16 protein-coding genes are annotated in these 19,620 nt (G+C 61.9%); 12 read left to right on the top strand and 4 right to left on the bottom strand.

Annotated features, from left to right (window positions below; translation table 11 throughout):
• Positions 1–137 precede the first annotated feature (137 nt).
• From MOD31_RS04775 to MOD31_RS04755, 5 genes are read left to right on the top strand one after another with little or no spacing between them, the layout of a single operon-like run.
• A complete protein-coding gene (locus MOD31_RS04775; RefSeq protein ID WP_250820006.1) occupies positions 138–860 on the top strand; it encodes a glycosyltransferase in 723 nt (240 codons plus the stop codon).
• Positions 857–2,320, top strand: a complete 1,464-nt coding sequence (locus MOD31_RS04770; RefSeq protein ID WP_250820005.1) for a glycosyltransferase family 4 protein — start codon at positions 857–859, stop codon at positions 2,318–2,320. Before MOD31_RS04775 ends, MOD31_RS04770 begins: the two co-directional genes overlap by 4 nt.
• 40 nt (positions 2,321–2,360) lie before the next feature.
• Entirely contained in the window at positions 2,361–5,393 is a 3,033-nt protein-coding gene (locus MOD31_RS04765) for a glycosyltransferase family 39 protein (protein ID WP_250820004.1), read from the top strand.
• A gap of 2 nt (positions 5,394–5,395) precedes the next feature.
• Positions 5,396–6,541, top strand: coding sequence for a glycosyltransferase family 4 protein (locus MOD31_RS04760; RefSeq protein ID WP_250820003.1), 1,146 nt, complete (start codon positions 5,396–5,398; stop codon positions 6,539–6,541).
• Entirely contained in the window at positions 6,542–7,360 is an 819-nt protein-coding gene (locus MOD31_RS04755; RefSeq protein ID WP_250820002.1) for a PIG-L deacetylase family protein, read from the top strand.
• Here the strand turns inward: MOD31_RS04755 and MOD31_RS04750 are convergent.
• Both MOD31_RS04750 and MOD31_RS04745 read right to left on the bottom strand, forming a co-directional pair.
• Entirely contained in the window at positions 7,352–8,272 is a 921-nt protein-coding gene (locus MOD31_RS04750) for a diguanylate cyclase (RefSeq protein WP_142938147.1), read from the bottom strand. The genes MOD31_RS04755 and MOD31_RS04750 overlap by 9 nt on opposite strands.
• On the bottom strand, positions 8,269–11,805 hold the full coding sequence (locus MOD31_RS04745; RefSeq protein ID WP_250820001.1) for a response regulator: 3,537 nt from the start codon (positions 11,803–11,805) through the stop codon (positions 8,269–8,271). Before MOD31_RS04745 ends, MOD31_RS04750 begins: the two co-directional genes overlap by 4 nt.
• 218 nt (positions 11,806–12,023) lie before the next feature.
• On the opposite strand from MOD31_RS04745, the gene MOD31_RS04740 reads away from it, so the two are divergent.
• The 3 genes from MOD31_RS04740 (at position 12,024) to lepB (ending at position 13,935) form a co-directional block, all read left to right on the top strand.
• Positions 12,024–12,446, top strand: coding sequence for a VanZ family protein (locus tag MOD31_RS04740; protein WP_250820000.1), 423 nt, complete (start codon positions 12,024–12,026; stop codon positions 12,444–12,446).
• A gap of 96 nt (positions 12,447–12,542) precedes the next feature.
• Positions 12,543–13,184 (top strand): hypothetical protein, encoded by a 642-nt coding sequence (locus tag MOD31_RS04735; protein WP_250819999.1) that lies wholly within the window; start codon positions 12,543–12,545, stop codon positions 13,182–13,184.
• A gap of 28 nt (positions 13,185–13,212) precedes the next feature.
• Positions 13,213–13,935 (top strand): signal peptidase I, encoded by a 723-nt coding sequence (gene lepB, locus MOD31_RS04730; protein WP_250819998.1) that lies wholly within the window; start codon positions 13,213–13,215, stop codon positions 13,933–13,935.
• A gap of 13 nt (positions 13,936–13,948) precedes the next feature.
• Here the strand turns inward: lepB and MOD31_RS04725 are convergent, their stop codons facing one another.
• Positions 13,949–15,010, bottom strand: coding sequence for an LCP family protein (locus MOD31_RS04725; RefSeq protein ID WP_250819997.1), 1,062 nt, complete (start codon positions 15,008–15,010; stop codon positions 13,949–13,951).
• A gap of 419 nt (positions 15,011–15,429) precedes the next feature.
• On the opposite strand from MOD31_RS04725, the gene MOD31_RS04720 reads away from it, so the two are divergent.
• Positions 15,430–16,449, top strand: coding sequence for a LysM domain-containing protein (locus tag MOD31_RS04720; protein WP_250819996.1), 1,020 nt, complete (start codon positions 15,430–15,432; stop codon positions 16,447–16,449).
• Positions 16,450–16,459: 10 nt separating this feature from the next.
• Here MOD31_RS04720 and MOD31_RS04715 read toward each other — a convergent pair whose 3' ends face one another.
• Positions 16,460–17,056, bottom strand: coding sequence for a low molecular weight phosphatase family protein (locus tag MOD31_RS04715; protein ID WP_142938154.1), 597 nt, complete (start codon positions 17,054–17,056; stop codon positions 16,460–16,462).
• A 189-nt stretch (positions 17,057–17,245) separates the two neighbouring features.
• Here MOD31_RS04715 and paaA point away from each other — a divergent pair, with 189 nt between their 5' ends.
• The 3 genes from paaA to paaC are packed head-to-tail and all read left to right on the top strand — an operon-like array spanning position 17,246 to position 19,616.
• Complete coding sequence (gene paaA, locus MOD31_RS04710) at positions 17,246–18,241, top strand: 1,2-phenylacetyl-CoA epoxidase subunit PaaA (RefSeq protein ID WP_024817856.1); 996 nt, start codon at positions 17,246–17,248, stop codon at positions 18,239–18,241.
• Positions 18,241–18,672: a 1,2-phenylacetyl-CoA epoxidase subunit PaaB gene (paaB, locus tag MOD31_RS04705; RefSeq protein ID WP_250819995.1), complete on the top strand. Its 432-nt coding sequence runs from the start codon at positions 18,241–18,243 to the stop codon at positions 18,670–18,672. The genes paaA and paaB overlap by 1 nt, the downstream gene beginning before the upstream one ends.
• Positions 18,673–18,698: 26 nt before the next feature.
• Positions 18,699–19,616, top strand: a complete 918-nt coding sequence (gene paaC, locus MOD31_RS04700) for a 1,2-phenylacetyl-CoA epoxidase subunit PaaC (protein ID WP_250820066.1) — start codon at positions 18,699–18,701, stop codon at positions 19,614–19,616.
• Positions 19,617–19,620: the final 4 nt, after the last annotated feature.

Raw genomic sequence — 19,620 nt, 5'->3', positions numbered from 1 at the left:
GGTGGCAACACTCCATAGTGCGAGCACGATTTACGCCCCGTTCCCGGATATTGGAGATTCAAATGGTTCCGCTTCACGCGCATAGTGTTCAGATCGGCAGGAGGGAAAGTTTTCAGGCAACGCGGCATCCAGACTCTTTGCGTCGCTCCTACGTAGATCTCGAAGTCATTATCCCGGCTTACAACGAGGCCTCAAGGATCTCCGGCACCCTGACTCAAACCGTGGATTTCCTGGCAGTTCAGCCATGGTCTTCGCGCGTTGTGGTGGTTGATAACGGCAGTGTGGACGACACCGCTGCGGTTGTCCGCCGGATCTCCCGGGAGAAGGGAGACTCTGTGCCTATCTCGCTGGTGGGCTGCTCCCGTCGCGGAAAGGGGGCGGCTGTGCGGCGCGGTCTCCTGAGCGGGACGTCCAAGTACACGGGTTTCTTTGACGCCGACCTCGCCACTCCTTTGGAAACGCTCACATTGGCCATGTCTTACCTTGCCGGCGGCGCGGCGGCGGTGATCGCCTCCCGCTACGCCCCGGGTTCCACCCTTGTTGTGCCTCAACACCTTGGGCGCCGAATGGGTGGCACGGCTTTCCGGGCACTGACCAAGTCAAAGGTCAAAGGCATCCAGGACACCCAGTGCGGGTTCAAGTTTTTTGAACGTGACGCGCTCACGGCTGCCATGGTGCAGTGCCGCAGTACCGGATTTGCCTTCGATGTTGAACTGCTCCTCAGGCTTCAGGACAACGACGCCGGCATTGTGGAACTGCCCGTGGCATGGACCGATGGGGCAGAGTCCACGTTCCGCCCCTTCCAGGACGGAGTTGCCAGCTTTGCCTCGGTGATCCAACTTCAGAAAGCAGCATCATGACGGACTCCCCAAATGACATGAATTCACCCACCATGCTCGCTGGAAAGCACGTGTTGGTTCTGAATTGGCGCGACGTCATGCACTCCCAGGCCGGCGGTGCCGAGCAGTACATGCATGAAATCTCACGCCGATGGGTGAACAGCGGAGTTCGTGTCACGTGGTTTACGGGGCGCGATGCCGGTCAGGCGGCCGAGGAGATCATTGACGGCATTCGCGTTCTGCGCGGCGGCGGAGCGCTCTCCCTTTATGGACAGGCAGCACTGAGGCTCCTGCGCACCAACGGACGGTTCGATGCTGTGGTGGATTGCCAAAACGGAATCCCGTTCTTCTCTCCGTTGTTCCTGCGCAGAGACATCCCGATCGTCCAGCTGGTCCACCACGTTCACCAGGATCAGTTCCGCACCCGGTTTTCTCCGCCCATGGCCGCCGTGGGCCGCTTTCTCGAAAGCACCGGCGCCAAGACGGTCTATGGGCAGCGAGCCATGGTGGCAGTATCCCCTTCCACGCGCATGGAATTGCGGAAGCTCGGATTCTCGGCCCCCATCCATGTGGTGCCGAACGGAACCATCGATATCCCGCCGGCTGTTTCCACGCGGGCCGCTGAGCCCACCATCGCCGTCGTGAGCCGCTTGGTGCCCCACAAACGGTTGGACCTCCTGCTGGGCCAGTTTGCTGTTGCGGCGCGGAAGCTTCCGCACCTGCGCATGGACATCGTCGGTGACGGGCCGGAGCGGGCACGGCTGCAGCAACTGGCTATGGATCTCGGCCTGGTCCACGCCGTCACCTTCCACGGATACCAATCCGACGACGTCCGTGATGCTTTGCTGAGCCGCTCCTGGATGACGGCTTCCACGTCCGCTTCCGAAGGCTGGGGTTGCTCGGTGATTGAAGCAGCAGCCTGGGGAGTGCCCTGTTTGGCTTTGAGGGTTCCGGGTATCAGGGATTCCGTGGTGGATGGCCGTACCGGATGGCTGGTGGACCATCCCAAGGATTTTGGCGCCGCCATAGTTGATGCAATGACCGAGTTGGCTGCGCCGGAGGCCGCCATCATCGTCTCCGGTGAGTGCCGTGAATGGGCTCGTTGCTTTACATGGGATCGCAGCACCAAGCTGCTCACCGGGGTGCTGTTGGAGGAAATCATGATGCAGCGGGACGGCGGAGACCTCCTTGCCCGCCACTCGGATCTTTCCACTCTGGTTCAGTTCGAATTACCGGTTCAGCTTGAGGAATTCGGCGATGCCCATTTCGCCGCAGCACTTAGGCCGACGGATGAGTATGCAGTGGCTGACGGCAACGTATCCATCATCATGAAAGGCCGCGATGAATTCGAGGCCTCCGCTGCGATGAAACGGCTCGGGGTGGTTTCCGCGGAGATCCACTCCGCGGGACACGGTACCCTGCTTGCCGGGCCAGGGAGTGTCTTCGCCCCGGCCGATGCCCTCGATGGTCGGCAACGGTAACTGATCAGTGGTTGTATCCGATCAGACAATGACCCCGATAGTGAGCTTGAGACCCAGGGCGGAAGGTAGGAAGGGGACTCCGCATCAGGACGTCAACATAGCCCAAAACGGTGGCTTCCTTGCTGTGTCAGCCGGCCTCGTGGGAGTGGTGAGCTATGCGTGTTCCCTGCTCATGGCCAACATGCTGGGGACAGCGGACTACACACAATTTGCGGCCGCCGCCATGATCCTTGGCGTGGTGGGAATCGTTGCCAACGCGCTGGTGCCGCTGCCTCTGTCACATGTGGTGGCCGTACACCGGCAGGGGTCCCGGGAGCGGCAGGACGGCGTGGCCTTCTCGGTGTTCGTGTCCTGCCTGGCCGGACTGGTCGCCGCCACCATCACAGGCAGCGTGACGCTAGCTATTGCTACGCCGGAGCTGGCTGCTGCGGTGGCTCTCGCCGCTTTTGCCATTTTCGTGGTGAACGCGCCCGCCGGTTGGCTTCAGGGGGAGCTGCGCTTCACGTGGTACGCCGTGTCCACCATGGGCGAGGTGGTCCTGCGGTTGCTCTTCAGCCTGCTGGTCATTGTGATGGCATGGGGCGCAGGGGGAGCGGTCCTCGGCTTTGTGGTGGGTTGCCTGGCACCGTTGGTGGTGCCGTGGGGCTTCTATCAGGATCTCCGCTGGCGTCCCCGGGTGTTGCTTCAGAAGTGGCGATGGGCTGAAACCAGTGATATCGCGTCGGTCCTGTGTGTGGTGTCCGTGCTGGTGGGTGTGGATGTGGTGGTGGTCGGCTTCCTGGATAACGGCTCTGTTGACGCGGCCGGATTCCAAGCGCTCGCCACCATCGCCAAGGGCCCCGTCTATGTGGCCGCGGGCACGGCATTGGTAGCATTCCCGCTTTTGCGCGCCCCCGGCGTGAAGCCTGGCGAGGTGCTTGGTGCTTCCTTTGCCTCCTTCGGGCAGCTTGCGGTGGTGGCCTTCGCCATCATCGCTACTGCTCCGCCCATGATGTCCGGGCTGATTGTTCCGCTGAAGTACCACGGATCGCTCCACCTCCTGCCATGGCTGGCGGCTTCCGGCCTCGGCTACGCCGTCCTGATGGTGCTTTCCACCATCCTCCTTGCCATGCGCGCTTACCGTCGCTGCCAAATAGGTCTGGCGTGTGCCTGTGCCCTGGTGATTGGCGGGCTGTGGATTGGTTGGCAGTTGAACGCTGTCACGGGCATGGCCGTTGGCTCGGCTGTTGGGGCGGCGATGGCTGGCGTGGTCCTCGCAGTCCTGGCGCGTCCTGTCCTGGTTGCGGCCCGCCCCGGACGTGGTGCCGCCACGTTCCTGGTCCTGGCCGGCGTCCTGATCGTGATCCTGGCGTTGATCGGGAAGGTGCAGCCCCTGGTCTGGTTTGCTGTCGCCGCCATCAGTGGCATCACCGTTCTTGCCTACCAGCGCGGCATTTTGCCGCACAGGAATGACTTAAGGATTTCCCGACGGCGTCAGGTTGGCAGGCGCAGCAAGGCTTCAGGCCGCCGGGCCAAGCCTCAACCGCTGTCCCCTGGCCCTGTGCGCGGGTGGAGGCGCCGGGGGCGTTCCAGCAACCTGACAGCATTCATCGCTGTGGTTGTTGTGGCGTTCGGCGTCCGTGCCTTGGGACTCGAGCACGGCTTCGAGCTGTGGGTGGACGAGATGTTGTACGTCCGGCTCGGTGAGTCCGTGGCCGCCGGAGAGTTCCCCACTTTGCCGGACGGGCCTTTCTTCCTCCACCCGCCCGGGTACTTCCTCCTTGAAGCCGGGGTGGTGAAGATTTTTGGGATTACCGGCCAGATCATTGAGGTGACGCTTCAGTTACGTTGGCTCAATGCGGTGATGGGTGCTGTAACAGTGGGTCTTGGCTTCCTGCTGGTCCGGAAACTGGCAACTCCTACCGCCGCCTGGCTCACGGCGGTGCTGCTGGCGTTCGAGCCGTTTATTTTGCGGAACAACAGCCATGCATTCCTTGAAACCACGGCCATGGTGCCGGGACTGGCTGGGCTGTTGCTCCTGGTCTCACCCCGGGGTTCGCAGCACAAACCGTTTTCCTTCCTCAGGCTCGCAACGGCTGGGCTCTTGCTGGGGTATTCCATCCTTTGCAAGGACTTCTTTTTGATCTGCACGGTGGCGCCGGTGGTTGCGGCAATGGTGTGGAAGAAGTCGTTCCCTTGGCGGAAGGGTCTGATGGTCACGGGCTTTGGCTTTCTGCCTTACGTGGCATATCTGGTGGTGGTGGCCGCACACGGGCACTTTCCAAGCTGGGTGTGGGCCAAGAGCAATGGTCTGGTGCGCATGTCCGGCGTGGAGAAGACCACCGGGTTCACTTCCGAGGGCTCGCCGAGCATCGTGTCCAGGCTCATCGAACAGAGCGGGCATTTTGGGACCAGCTATTTCTTGTTGGGTCTTTGCCCGGTGGTGGGTTTGCTCTTGTGCTTCAGCCACCACCCCGGCCGCCGTCTCATGGGGTTGGCCGGCGCGGCTCTCGGTGCAGCGGGCGTATACAGCGCAGTGTTCGGCACTTTTGAGGAACAGTACGGTTACGGCGTCATGGTGGCCGGAGCCATTTGTTCAGTGCTGGTGGTGGTGGAAATCCGGGAGAGGTACCCCAAAACCCGTCGAACCCTGGCCGTTATCAGTGTCTGCTACGTCGTGCTGACCGTGCTCTTGGGGCTTCGCACGGCACTAACCCTGGATAACGGCTTCGTCCGGGCAAATGATTGGATCCAGACCAACCTTCCTGCCGACGCCAGGATCAGTGTTACCAACAGCACCGGTCACTTTGCGTATATGCATGATTCCCGGTTCGGGATATGGCCCTCCGCACCATTGATGAAACAGAACGGCGTGAGTTACATCCTCACCCAGTCCAAGCCCACCAGCCAGGGTTACGGCTATGCAAACCCCACCATGCTGGCCTGGCTGAAGGAGCATGCGACGCCCATGGTCACAACGGCTGGCCCCACCAATGGGGAAACCACTATCTGGTTGGTGGATCCCGCAGCCCTTGATGTGGCAGCTGCGGATGGCATCGGCGAGCCTTCGAAAGAATTCGGGACGGAAAAATAGCGATGAAAGTTTTGCATCTGGGCTTCGAGGATCCCCGCATGCCCGGGGCAGGGGGAGGGTCTGTGAGGACCCACGAAATCAATCGCCGCCTGGCGGCACAGGGCTTCCGCATCACTGTCCTGACCACCCGGTATCCCGGCTGGCAGGAGCGTGTGGAGGACGGCGTGCATTATGTCCCCATCGGCATCGGATCGGGAAAGAACCGTTTGACCAGGTTGGTTGCCTATGTTGTCCGGCTGCCGTTGGAGGTACGGAAACGCCGTCCGGCTGCCGAGCTGGTGGTGGAGGATTTCTTTGCGCCCTTTTCCACCATGGCCGCACCCCTCTGGACCAAACGCCCCACCATCGGCGTTGTCCAATGGCTTCACGCGAGGGACAAGGCGCGGCAGTACAAGCTACCTCTGCACTGGATAGAGCGGCTGGGCGTCCGGAAATACCGCAGGCTCATCTCCGTGTCCCAGGGCATCGCAGCCCGGCTCAAACAACTGAACCCGGACGTGCGGGTGGATGTGATCGGAAACGGCGTGGACCCAGGTATATGGAACACTCAGCCGCACCTGGGAGAAGACGTCCTCTTTCTGGGGCGCTTGGAGTACGGGCACAAGGGCCTGGACCTCCTTCTGGAAGCCTGGGCTATCGCCTGCGAGCAGGTGGAGGGTAACTTGCTGATTGCCGGTACGGGCCCGGACGAAGAACGGTTGCGCACGTCCATTCAGCAAGCGGGCCTCTCCGATCGCGTGCGGATGCTCGGATGGCTGTCCGGCGACAAGAAGTTTCAAGCTCTCAGCCACGCCCGTTTGTTGGTTGTTCCGTCCCGGCACGAGACCTTTGGACTGGTGGCCATCGATGCCCTTGCGGCAGGCACTCCGGTGATCGCCTTTGATATTCCCTGCCTCAAGGAGATCGTCCCGCCAGGCACGGGGTGGATCGTGGAAGCGTTCGATGTTAAGGCCTTCGGAGAAGAGATTGCCCGCCGCTATTCACAGGCAGGGTTGGCGCACGTGGCTGAGCAGGGACGAAAATTTGCCGCCGGTTACAACTGGGATGCGCTCGCCGGGATGCAGGCGCGGACCTACCACAGCGCGCTTGCCGACCTCAATGGACTTCCAACCCGGCAGCAGCCTGTCCGCCACGTTGAAAGGTCCTGAATGCCGTTCCCGACACGAGTTGAACGTTCCATGGCGGGCGACGCGCCGTGGCTGTTTTTGTCACCCCACCTTGATGATGCTGTGTTGTCATGCGGTGCGCTGATTGAAGCACAGGCCCGAGGACGCGAGATTATCGTGGCCACGATCTTCACCGAGGCAACACCGGCACCGCTTACGCGCGCAGCACGGTCCTTCATGCGCCAATGCACCGTTCCGGACGCCGGGGAACTGTTCCAGGCGAGACAGTCCGAGGACCGCGCCGTCTTGGAGGACATGGGAGTGCAATCCATACATTTGGGGGAGGTGGACGCACTGTTCCGACGCCGACGCAAGCCACTAGCGATGGGGAGCAGCGCATGGGACCGGCTGCTCCCGGAGCTGACGCACCGGTACCCCACCTACAGGTTTGATATCGCGCACGGAAGGGTCGCCAAAGGGGATCGGACACTCATCCGCCAGCTCCGCACCGACGTCGCAGTTCTCATGGCGCAAACCCAAGCCGAGCTGTTGTTTTGCCCGGCGGGTGTGGGGAAGCACGTGGACCACCTCATCACTCGCGAGGTAGGCAAAGGACACCCTGAGAACATGGTGATGTATTCAGACTTTCCCTACGATCTGACGGCCGGCCCGGATGAACGGTACTTGTCCGCTATGGGATTCGTTCCGTGGACCTGGGACGAGGGCCTTGACGCAAAACCCGGGCGCATCAGGCAATACCCCACACAGGTAGATGCACTGTTTCCCGGCGGAGTGATCCCACTGAAACCGGAAACATACTTTGTGCCCGGCCGTGGCGGGCCTAGGGCGCGGTCATTCTGAGCGGAGGGCACCAGCCAAGGACACCCGGTTCCGGCCGGAGGCCTTTGCCGCGTAGAGCGCCAGGTCAGCTTCACGCAGGAGTTGTTCGGTTCCTGCCCGGTGACCGGCGGTAAAGGCGGAGATTCCAGCGCTGATGGTCAGGACGCCGTCGGGATCGCCGGAATGTTCAATCCTCAAGTCCTGCACTGCGGACCGGACACGCTCCATGACAGTCCTTGCGCCGTCCACATGCTGATCGCGCAGGACAAGGAGAAATTCCTCGCCGCCAAACCTGTAGACGGCATCGGACTTTCGTACCGCGCCGGCCAGCGTCGACGCAATGGCAATCAGTGCGGCGTCGCCCGCCTGATGGCCGTAGATGTCGTTGTAGCTTTTGAAATTGTCCACATCCACCATGGCCAGGCAATAGTCGTGATCCTTGTTGCCCCCGCCGTGCAGCGTGCCGAGGTCTTCGGCCAGCTTCAGGCGGTTGTGCAGTTTGGTGAGGGGATCGGTCCGTGCCTGCTCTGTCAGCGCCGAACGGTACCGGGCAAGGTCCGCGTGCAAGGAGGTAATGCGGTGGGCCGCAAGGAGACGGATGTGAAGGCTGAACGGATCCAGTGGTTTGGTGACGTAGTCGTCAGCTCCGGCTTCCATTCCGGCCAGAACGTCTTTCCGTGAACCGTGGGAGGTCACCAGGATCACGTAGGTGTAGCTGTCGGCCTCGGCCGCACGGATGGCGCGGCAAAGATCCAGCCCGTTGAGGCCGGGCATCATGAGGTCTGTCACCACAGCTTCGGGGCTGTGTTCCTTGTAGAGTTCCCAGGCCGAGTCGCCGTCCACGGCCACGATGCACTCATGGCCGGACTGTTCCACGGCGGCTTTGGTGATCATCCTGGAGATCTGGTCGTCGTCAGCGATGAGGATTTTCATGACGTTTCCCGCAGTGGTGCTTCCCGCACGTGTGCCCCCGTTAGTGTTCGTTCCAGTGCTTCGTCCACGCGCGTGAGTTCGGCGCGCAATTGGTCCAGTATTGGCAATCCGCTGGCTCCAAGGTCTGGTCCCGCAACGTGGCCCAGCCGTTCCAGTTCCTTGCACAGGCCGGCGGCACCGGCTGCTCCTATATTGGCGGACGCACCGGCAATCTTGTGCGCTGCGGCCTCCACCCTTGCGGCGTGCCCGGTGTCCAGCGCCCATCGCAGGGTGTCCAAAGCTCCTTGGGAATCCTGCCGGAAAGCCTTCACGGCTTCAGGCAACAAACCCAAACCGTCGGCGGGCCCGAGCTCGCGGAGGATCTCCAGTCGCGCCAGGTCAAGGACAACAGAGCCCGACGCCGGTGCTTCCGCCGGCTGCTGCGCGGCCTCCAGCACGGCGTCCGGCTGCTGCGCGGCCTCCACCACGGCGTCCGGCGCCGCAACAGCGTCCACCACGGCGTCCGGCGCCGCAACAGCGTCCAGCCCGCCAGCCGCCGTCGACTCTTGCTCTTGTTGCGGTACCCAGCGCGAGAGGACCTCAGAGAGCTTGGCCAGATCCACGGGCTTGCTGATGTAGTCATCCATGCCAGCAGCGAAGCAGCGCTCGCGGTCCTCGTCCAGGGCGCCGGCCGTCATGGCGATGATGGGGATTCTGGCGGCGTGGCCGTTGCGCGCACGGATGGCCCGGGTCGCGTCGAAGCCGTCCATGACCGGCATGTGGCAGTCCATGAGGACCGCTGCGTACTTGCCGGACAGTGCCGCGGACACGGCTTGCTCGCCGTCGTCCACAATATGTACTTCGTAGCCGAGGCGGTTGGCCATTCCGCGCGCCACCAACTGGTTTACTTCGTTGTCTTCGGCCACCAACAGCGTCCCGAGGCGGGGCCTGGGATCCGAAGTTTCAACAACGGCAAGCACCGGCGGTGAAGCCGCACCAGCGCTCTTGGTGGCCAGCACGCGCAGGAGGCGGTTGTAGAGCTCAGAGCTGCGGACGGGTTTGGTGAGGTATTCGCGGATTCCGGCTGAGGTGAGGTCGCTTCTTTCCACCTGCATGGTGGAGGTTAACAGGATGATTCCCGGGCCGCCGGAGCCGTTGGCGTCGTTCTTGATGTTGCGGGCAAGTTGGAGCCCATCGGTGTCGGGCATGCACATGTCCACCACCGCGATGTCGTACGGGTGGCTTGTTAGGGCAGCGGCACGGTATTCGTCCAGGGCGGACGCGGCGTCGGCAACGGAGACGGGAAGCATGCCCCAACTGGCCAGTTGTGTTTCCAGCACCAGACGGTTGGTGGCGTTGTCGTCCACCACCAACACCCGGCGGCCGGCCAGCGTGGCAGGTAGGTTTTCCATGTCGGAGGAGGCCGGGCCAAGGGGCAGTTCAAGGTCGAACCAGAACCGGCTGCCCACTCCGGGCTCACTGTCCAGTCCGATCTTGCCACCCATGACTTCGGTGAGGCGCCGGGAGATTGCCAAGCCGAGTCCGGTTCCTCCGTAGCGGCGGGTGGTGGAAGCGTCTGCCTGGGCGAAGGATTCGAAGAGCCTCTGATGATTCTCGGCGCTGATGCCAATGCCGGTGTCCCTGACCTCGAAGCGCAGTGATGCGTTGTTCGCGTCTTGGGCGAGGACTGAGACCTGGACTTCCACTTCGCCGGTGGGGGTGAACTTGACGGCATTGGATGACAGGTTCAGCAGAATCTGCCTGATGCGGCCGGCGTCGCCCATCAGACGTGCCGGCACGTCCGGGTGGCAGTAGGAAATGAGCTCCAGGTTTTTCCCCTGTGCAGCTTCCACCACCAGCCCCGCTACTTCCTCCACCAGCGCCCGGGGGTCGAAGACGTTGATGTCCAGGTCCACTTTCCCGGCTTCCAGCTTGGAGAAGTCAAGGATGTCGTTGATCAGGGTCAGCAGGACCTCGCCGGCGCCTTTGACTCCTTGGGCGTACTGCCTTTGCCCTTCGCTGAGGGGCGTGTCCATCATGAGCGAGGTCAGGCCGATCACCGCGTTCAGTGGGGTCCGGATTTCGTGGCTCATGGTGGCCAGGAACTCGGACTTGAGGCGGCTGGACTCCAACGCTGCCTCGCGGGCTGTCAGGAGTTCTTTCTCGGCAGCTTTGCGTTCGGTGATGTCGCGGGAGATGGTGGCCACGCCGCGGATGCCGGATTCACCCCGCACCGGGGACAACGTCACGGACACCGGAATGACTTCGCCGTCGAGGCGTCGCCTCTGGCTTTCGTAGTTCTGCACCTCACCGCTTTGTGCCGTGCTTTCCAAGGCGAGGCGTTCGTTCTCCATCAGTTCCTGCGGAACGAAGAAGTCTCCCTTCCGTCCGATTGCTTCAGAAGCTGGGTAGCCGAAGATCCTCTCGGCACCGGGGTTCCAACTAGTGATCACGCCGTCGGGGGTTTCGCCGATGATGGCGTCGCCGGAGGAATTCACGATCGCCCCCAGCCCCTCCAGCTCTGCGGTGCGTTCGGCCACTTTCGATTCGAGGTCACGGGTCAGCGTCACATTTTCGACGACGATCAGCACCTGCCGCACCATCACAAAGACAATCACCACCAGCCCGGTGAGCAGCAGGACGCGGTCCTCCCCGATGGGGCGGCTGCGGGAGAAGAACACGGCACTGAACACGGGCAGGTAGGGAAGCAGCTCAAGGGCTGCGGCGTAAACCCGCCCGTCTTTTTGCGTGGTGCCGGCTTCCGGAAGCAAGGGGCTCAGGGCCACCAACAGGAAGGCCAGTACCCACCCCAACGCCAAAGGGGATCCCGTGACACCGGATACGCCTTGGAGCGTGAAACTCATATACGCCATATCCGTGATGGCGAGGACCCAGAAGCCAATTCCCAGGCTCAGCCAGGGAAGCCTGCGGCCCCGGGCTGCGCGCATGGTCAGGACGATCACCACGGAGACCATGAAGACGTCTGCGATGGGATAAGCCATCTGTGTGGCCTGGGCAAAAGCGTCCTGGCCGGTGGCCCCGGCCAAGGGTCCCAGCACGGAGCTCCACGCAATGAAGAACGTGGAGCTTGCCACTACTCCTGCGTCCAGGATGGTGCGACGCAGCGGGATGCGGCGCCCTTGGCCTTTTAGCAGCAGCACTAATCCGATGGATGTGGGCAGCGCGTACCAAACAAAGCCGACATCCGCGAAGGACGGGAAAGGGTACTGGTGGTTCAGGGTGATGCCGTTGATGGTCCAGACTGTTTGACCGGCGCTCCAGATGGCCAGGCCGGCCACGATGAACCAGCGACCCGGATTGTTGTCCGGGTTTCTCCGGCCAGCAAGGGCAGCGAGGGTATGGGTTGAGAGCGCGGTGAGTGCAGCCAGAAGGATTGCCAGGTCGCCGGCGAGTTGCGCCGTCGTGGTTCCTGATCCGCTTGCCAGACCGAAAGCCAGTAAAACCAAACAGACCCCAACAGGCACCAGGAAGAGCGGCCAACCGTGCCGCAAAGCCGGGCGCGTAGGAATAACCCCGTGCTTCACTCCTGCCACTGAACCCCCGCCTTCAAAAGTGGCCCCACCAAAAGCGAACAAACGCGTTTATCCAGCGCTGAGGAGAGCATACGCCGAAAAGCCCGGTTGAGGGATAGATCACAGTTATAGTCCATACGTGTTGGGCCACCAGGGCGGCAGTCCGTTCACTCCTATAGTTGGTGTAGTTCACTGCCGCAAACCCCAGACGGCGCCGGAAGCCTCAGGAAAGGCCAGAAGTGCTTGCACGGCAGTACGCCACGTGGTGGCTAAAGACCCTTTTCGTCGCCTACCTGGTTGCGCTCGCATTTGTTGTCTTCCTGCCCGCACGCGAAGCCAGCACGGTCACAGGTTTTGTGGGGGTCATTGCCGGCTGGCTTTCGGTTCTCGGCATTCCACAGGAGGCGGCGGGCGTCGGAGTGGAATTCATGGCGAACATCGTCATGTTTGTCCCTTTTGGGGTGTTTGTCCGGCTGCTGAAACCAACGCTGTGGAAGTGGTGGCCGCTTGCCCTTCTCGCTGCTGCATCGTCCGGGACCATCGAAGTCGTTCAACTGCTGATACCTGGGCGGGTGACTGCTTGGTCGGACATCGTTGCCAACACCTTGGGGGCCTTGGCGGGCCTGGTGGTAGCCAAGAAGCTCGCGTCCACTATCCGGTAGAAGTGGGCGGGACAGCCTAGCCCTTCCTACTACAGCAGCTGTTGCCCTGCGTCCCGGGTATCGTAACGTCGGCTCAAAATGAGCGAAGGAAGAGCGATGAGCAACGAAGGTACCGTTTCCAAGCCGCATGCCCGTCGCGCTGTGGTTAAGGGCGTGGCATGGTCCATGCCCGTCATTGCTGCCGCCGTTGCGGCCCCCGCTGCGGTAGCCTCCGTGAACACCCTGGGCCTTGCCTTCACAGCTTCCTCCACATCGCTGCTCAGCCTCCGGCTACTGGACGGAACCAGTGCACTCACGGCCCAGTCATTGGTCACCGTCCCCACCATCCTTACCCTCACCAACGGCCCCGGAGCGGTCACGGACAACGCTCTGGTGACAGTGTCGATTTCCCGCCCTACCGGCATCAACATCCCGGTTGGCCGGGCTCGCGGATTCGGTGTGTACTCCTTCAACGGGACAGCCACCACCGCCGGCCAGCGCACTACGACGTACCAGTCCGCGCCGGTCATCGGACAGTACGGCTTTCCCTCCACCACGTGGAGCAACAGCGTCCCCATTACGGTGGCGAGCAACGGCACACTGAATCTGCCGATTGTTTTCGGATTGGCAGGCACCAGCACCGGCGTATCCGTCAGTTTGCTGGCCTTATTCCCGGTCACCGTGACCGTGGTCATTGGGGGTCGCACCCTGATCGCAACCAGTAGCATCTCCGTTCCGATCGGTGCGGGCATCCTCTAGACCTTCAACGCTGATCCTTTCCGCAAACATGACTCCCAAGACGGTGAAAGCCCGTACGCTGCTCCGCTCGCCATGGATTCACGTCCTGCTCGCACTGATGGCGGTGTCGCTGGTTCAGGGATTCCTTGTGAAGGTCTACTCGGTGCCGTCGGGCTCCATGGAACAGACACTCAACGTCGGTGACCGGGTGCTGGTCAACCGCACCGCTTACACCGGCTCGGAACCCAAACGCGGCGACGTCGTTGTTTTCAGGAAACCGGCGGGATGGGGGCCAGCGCCCCAACGCGGCACCCTGCGCACAGGAGTTGGCTGGTTTGGTGAGGTGACCGGAATCGGCCCCGCCAACACCGAATACCTGGCCAAGCGGGTGGTCGGTTTGCCCGGCGATGCTGTGGAATGCTGTGACGTCGGCGGACACGTCACAGTCAATGGTGGGGCCGTTGCGGAACCCTACGTTTTCGAGGATCTCGCGTTCATTACCGGCAGCACGGACTGTTCGACGACGGTGAGGTCGACGCGCTGCTTCGGGCCCATCCTTCTTGGCGAGGATCAGTACCTGCTCTTGGGCGACCACCGCTCCCGGTCCGAGGATTCCGTTACCGCCTGCCGGGCCGCGGGGTCAACGGGTAGCTGCGTCAAGACTGCCGGCCGCGCAGACATTGTTGGCCGTGTGGACGGATTCCTGTTTCCGTTCACCAAGTGGGGAAGCGCCCACACCATCACACAGCCCCTCACCAGCGCCCAGCGATGAGGGCCCGATTTGCTCACTGTCCTTTATCAAGGGTATGCGCCACGATGTACGTGCCCAATTGGTCCTTGGAGAGTGCGGTGGCGATGTCCGCGATCGCCGTGGTGTCAGCCAGGACAATCGACTGCCCGTCCGCTGAGGTTCCCGTGCCAAGGGTGGGAAGGGTAAACATCACTATGTCCTGGGCCCGGACATCCTTCATGGACAGGGAGAGACTGCCGATCGCAGCAGCATCAAGGTTCTTATCCACGCTCACGAACGGGGACACCGCCGTGACCATGTTGCTGATGGTCACCGGATTGGTCAGTGTTTCGCGGGCAATGATTTTGCCCATCACGGACTTGAGGTATCCCTGTTGGTTTCGCACACGTTGGTAGTCGCCGTCACTGAACGCCAATCGCTCACGGACAAAGGCGAGGGCTTCATCTCCATCAAAGGTCTGCTTGCCAGCCTTATAGGCCTGTCCGGCCATGGGTCCTGAGCTTGGCGCAAACGGAATCTTCACGTCCACCTCCACGCCGCCAAGAGCATCGGTGAGGCCCTTGAAGCCCTCGAAATCGATCATGGCTACGTGGTCGATGCGTTGATCAAAAAGCGTCTCCACAGTTTGAACCATCAGGGGGACACCACCGTAGGCGAGGGCGGCGTTGATCTTTGATTCGCCTTTTCCGGGAATATCTATCCACAGATCCCGCATCAGGGATATTGCATAGGCTTTTTTTCGGTCGGCGGGAAGGTGGACCAACATCAGAGTGTCGGCGCGCTGGTTAGTGGCGGCATTGGTTTCAACGTCCACGTCAGAACCGCGTGTATCACTGCCCATCACAAGAATGTTCATTGCCGTGTTGCCGTCGGCTTTCTGCGGCCGGGTGGACTCTTCAGGAAAGGCATTCTCAATCTTGGTAGAGCCTGAGTTGAAAGTTTGTACCAGCGTGAATACATAGGCCCCGGCAATAAGCCCAACAACAAGCACTGCCGCCGCGAATCCTAAAAGCACATTCCTGGCGGTCTTCCTACTCTTTGGACTGTGTGAACGTCGTCCCGCGGAGCGGTTTTGGGCAGGGGTGGGGAGCGTCATGTGTTCCTTGGTGTTGGCAGCAGCAGCGAGGGCTTGGCCCAACGTACTGCGGCGGAGCGCTGACGAGCCGATTGCTGATCCGTTTGATCCATGCCCGGGAATCAACGATTACTGCCTGCTGGACGACGTTCCGGGCCGGTTGGAGCAAGTAGTCCATTTCCGGAAACTGCGTAATGCCCAAGTAACCGTTCCGGCCCTTGGGAGGAAAGTCGAGTAGTTCCTACTCGTGCACCGGGAACAGCCCATTCCTACTATTGAAATTCGTAGGGTTATTGCACTTCCGTTCCTCCGGCTCAGCGGTGGACTGCACCCCCGCCCTTTGTGGGTGGTGCTCCTCCCAATACGTAGCTGCGCTTTCTCATTTGGGCCAAGATCGGCCTGCATTGCGCGGTCCAGAGCCATGGATTCCGGGGTTTCCCATGAATATGAATGACTTAGATCTTCAAACTTCCCTCACAACCAAGAGCGGTGGCGGTGTTCGTCAGCAGCAGTCCACTAAATCCAAGCTGTTGATTGCCGGCGCAGTGCTCGCGATATTAGCTCTGATTCCCTTGCTTTTCGGCGTGGTGAACTGGGCGACGCAACCGGCAGGTGATGTTGACCAAGCTGTTTCGCAGGACCAGGTCCCGTTCTCCAAGGGCGACGGGGCCCAACCGCCTGCGGCTCTGCCTGTCCAGGACGTGGAAGCAGAAGCTGCGCCGCCCGCAGCTGCAGTGCCCGCAGCGGTTCCTGCACCCGCAGCCCCGGCGCCGGAACCTGCAGCGCCGGCTCCGGCTGCTGTGGAGGCTCCGATAGTGGAGGCCGTCCCTGCAGCGCCGGCTGGTGACCCCAACCTCTACACGGTTGCTTCGGGGGACACGGTTGGTTCCATAGCTTCCCGCTACGGTGTGGATGTTACTGCCATGTTGGCTGCCAACGGCCTCAGCGCCTATTCGGTGATCGTGCCGGGACAGGTCTTGAAGCTCACCGGACCGCCTGTGGCGGTAGTCGCACCAGCACCAGCACCAGCACCGGCTCCAGCCGCTCAGGCTGCACCTGTCCAGGTACCAGCCGCGGCCGCTCCCGCTGCTGCAGCCCCAGCTCCGGCACCCGCTCCCGCTCCGGCGCCCGCCGTCAGGACCATCTACGTAGCAGGAGCCGGCGGGCAATCCATGGTGGATGCTTGCATCGGGCCGATTCACTACACGCCTACCAACGCCTACGCCACGTTCATCACGGAGCACGATTTCTGCGGAGGTTGGGGACGGTTCTCCGGCATCAGCGTGGGGGAAACCGTCTCCATTCCGGGTTACGGAACCTTCACGGCCACCGGCAGGGGCCAGGTACCCAATCCGGGAAGCACCAATGACGTGGCAGCAGTCTTCGGCGGATTTCCCGCAGTGGTCCTGCAGACCTGCATCCCGGGCACCAGTCAGATGCTGGTGATTGCGCTCAACTAATCAGGAAATACTAGGCCGGCGCCGTCAGGCGCGCGAACCGGAGGATGCCCAGGATGGCCGGGGCCAGCTCATCCTCCATCTGGTGGTAGACCTCTTCCGATCGTCGGTAGGGGTCTACCACGTCGTTGTCTGCAGGATCGGAGGGCAACGCGAGGTGGCGGACGGAGGCCGCGCGGCTGGGAAGTGCGCGCCAAAAGTCCGTGATGTCTTCGGCCGGGGGAGTATCGCCACGGTTCTCCAGCACAGCCAGCATGCGGGCAAATTCGCGGACGGTGAAGGTGCGCTTCAACAGGGACGCATCCAGCTGAAGGACCTCGCCGCGGTGCTTGGATGTCATGGCCAGCACCAGATCGGTTTCCTTGAGGATCCGGGGGGTCAGTTGCCTGGCTGCGAAGTCGTCCGGGCTGCCGCGGAATGTGCTGATGATTTGGGCTGAGAGCGGCTGGATGGGTTCTCCCACCATGGCCCGCGTTCCGGCACTGCGAACCTCAAAGGAGCCGGGGCTTACCTGGTTGAGCCCCGTTTGCAGCAACCGTTCGGCCACGGGGGAGCGGCAGATGTTCCCTGTGCAGACGGTGAGAATCCTGAACGGCTGGGGCGATTCCACGTAAGGCTCTTTTCTAGCGTTGATGGGGGACAACTGAGGTCCCACCCCAAGTTAACACGGCGGGCAGCGCGGATCTTGTCAACAACGCGGAGCCGCTGAGTCAAGTCCAAACGCGGGAACGAACGCTTGACTGAAATCACCCGCTCCGCATATTCTGAACGAACGGTCGGTAATTTATTAGGAGCAACCATGGCATCGCAGAATCTGCAGTCAGTGCCCGCTGAGCTGTCCCCGGAAGAGCAGGAGCGGGAGGCGGCCGGTCAGGCGTATTTTGATCGCATCATTTCGGAGGACTCGCGCATTGAACCGCGCGACTGGATGCCGGCGGCTTACCGCAAGACTTTGCTGCGCCAGATCTCGCAGCACGCACACTCGGAAATCATCGGCATGCAGCCGGAAGCCAACTGGATCACCAGGGCGCCGAGCTTGAAGCGCAAGTCAATCCTCATGGCCAAAGTTCAGGACGAGGCCGGTCATGGCCTGTACCTCTATTCGGCCGCTGAGACCCTGGGCCAGTCCCGGGACCAGATGATGGAAGACCTGATCGCCGGTAAGGCCCGGTACTCGTCCATCTTCAACTACCCCACGATTTCCTGGGCAGACATGGGAGCCATCGGTTGGCTTGTTGATGGCGCTGCCATCTGCAACCAGGTGCCCTTGTGCCGTGCCTCGTACGGTCCTTACGGTCGCGCAATGGTGCGCATCTGCAAGGAAGAGTCGTTCCACCAGCGCCAGGGTTTCGAAATCCTGCTTGAACTCTCCAACGGCACACCTGCCCAGAAGCAGATGGCCCAGGATGCAGTGAACCGCTGGTACGCACCATCTCTGATGATGTTCGGCCCGCCGGATGACGATTCACCTAACTCCAAGCAATCCATGGCCTGGAACATCAAGCGCTTCAGCAATGACGAGCTGCGCAGCCGGTTCGTGGGCATGATGGTGGAGCAGGTCCGGGTACTCGGCCTGACCCTGCCTGATAAGGACATCCGTTTCAACGAAGAAACCAAGAAGTGGGAGCACGGACCTTTGGACTGGAACGAGTTCAAGGAAGTCCTGGCCGGCCGCGGTCCCTGCAACTCGCAGCGCGTCGAGCGCCGCCGCGAGGCACACGAAAATGGTGCCTGGGTTCGCGAAGCCGCCGTGGCCTACGCCCGCAAGCAAGCACAGAAAGAGAACGCAGCATAATGGCTCCTCACGGTAACCCGGAAGCACCGGCCAGCGCCGCCAGCGAAATCAAACGCGAGGCCCCCAAGGTTGCGGCCACCACCAACGTTGAAAGCACGACGACGGCACCAGCCTCAGGCCCGGACGTCGCCTCGCATGGGGCAAAGGAAGAGTCTCCCTGGTCCCTCTGGGAGGTTTTTGTGCGCTCCAGCCGCGGCCTGTCCCACGTGCACGCCGGTTCCTTGCACGCACCGGATGCGGCCATGGCCCTCCGGAATGCCCGGGACCTCTACACCCGCCGCAATGAAGGTGTCTCCATTTGGGTTGTCCCGGCCGAGGCGATTTCCTCCAGCGATCCCGACTCCAAGGGTTCGTTCTTCGAATCTCCGCAGGGCAAGGATTACCGCCACGCAACGTACTACACCAAGAGTGAGGGCGTGAAGCACCTGTGACTACCGAAGACGTGAGCACCAAAGACGTGACTACCAAAGATACTGACTTCGCAATCGAAGGCCACGGCGACATCTCCGTTGGCGTGCACGGAGCAGGTGCGTCCGGTGACGGTTCGGCAAGCGCCACCCGCATCACGCCGGGCAACGCATTGCGCCCGGAGGACATTGCCCTTGAGATCAGCCGGGGACAGGTCAAGCCCACCGACGATGTTGCAGAGTTTGCCCTGCGCATCGGCGACGATGGCCTGATCCTCGCCCAGCGCCTGGGCCACTGGATTTCCCGTGCCCCCGAGCTTGAGGAAGACATTGCCCTCGGCAACATCGCACTGGACCAGTTGGGCCATGCAAGGTCATTCCTGACCTATGCCGGTGCCGCCTGGGGCAAGTCCGAGGACGACCTCGCGTACTTCCGCCGCGAACACGAATTCCGTTCCGCGCACCTGTTTGAGCAGCCCAACGGCGATTTCGCGGTGACCATCGCCCGTCAGTTCATTGTGAGCTTCTACCAGTTCGAGCTTTACACCAAGCTCATGGAGTCCACCGATCCCACCATCGCTGCCATCTCCGCGAAGGCCGTCAAAGAGGTGGATTACCACCGCGACCACAGCGCACAGTGGGTGCTTCGGCTCGCCGGCGGCACTGATGAGTCCCGTGCACGCATCATCCAAGGCTTCAAGCTGGTGTGGCCGTATGTGGACGAACTCTTCGAGGATGACGAGCTCACCACCCGCCTGGCTGAAGCTGGAGTTACTGTTCAGCCTTCCAGCCTCCGTGCGGAATTCGATCGCCTCACTGGCAACATCATGGCCGAGGCAGAGCTGGAAGTTCCCGGTGTCCCGCAGTCATTGGGCGGCGGGCGGCGTGGCAAGCACTCCGAGTTCCTGGGCTACATCCTGGCTGAAATGCAGGTCCTGGCCCGCGAGCATCCAGGCGCGAGCTGGTGACCAG

The organism is Paenarthrobacter sp. TYUT067, assembly GCF_023656375.1.
Taxonomy (GTDB): domain Bacteria; phylum Actinomycetota; class Actinomycetes; order Actinomycetales; family Micrococcaceae; genus Arthrobacter.
Note: the sequence above shows the minus strand (reverse complement) of the source record. Positions and strands in the feature narration are given on the sequence as shown.

Coding starts and splice junctions, on each gene's coding strand:
- MOD31_RS04770 (WP_250820005.1), top strand. CDS start 857: ATGACGGACTCCCCAAATGACATGAATTCACCCACCATGCTCGCTGGA.
- MOD31_RS04760 (WP_250820003.1), top strand. CDS start 5,396: ATGAAAGTTTTGCATCTGGGCTTCGAGGATCCCCGCATGCCCGGGGCA.
- MOD31_RS04755 (WP_250820002.1), top strand. CDS start 6,542: ATGCCGTTCCCGACACGAGTTGAACGTTCCATGGCGGGCGACGCGCCG.
- MOD31_RS04750 (WP_142938147.1), bottom strand. CDS start 8,272: ATGAAAATCCTCATCGCTGACGACGACCAGATCTCCAGGATGATCACC.
- MOD31_RS04735 (WP_250819999.1), top strand. CDS start 12,543: ATGAGCAACGAAGGTACCGTTTCCAAGCCGCATGCCCGTCGCGCTGTG.
- lepB (WP_250819998.1), top strand. CDS start 13,213: ATGACTCCCAAGACGGTGAAAGCCCGTACGCTGCTCCGCTCGCCATGG.
- MOD31_RS04725 (WP_250819997.1), bottom strand. CDS start 15,010: ATGACGCTCCCCACCCCTGCCCAAAACCGCTCCGCGGGACGACGTTCA.
- MOD31_RS04720 (WP_250819996.1), top strand. CDS start 15,430: ATGAATATGAATGACTTAGATCTTCAAACTTCCCTCACAACCAAGAGC.
- paaA (WP_024817856.1), top strand. CDS start 17,246: ATGGCATCGCAGAATCTGCAGTCAGTGCCCGCTGAGCTGTCCCCGGAA.
- paaB (WP_250819995.1), top strand. CDS start 18,241: ATGGCTCCTCACGGTAACCCGGAAGCACCGGCCAGCGCCGCCAGCGAA.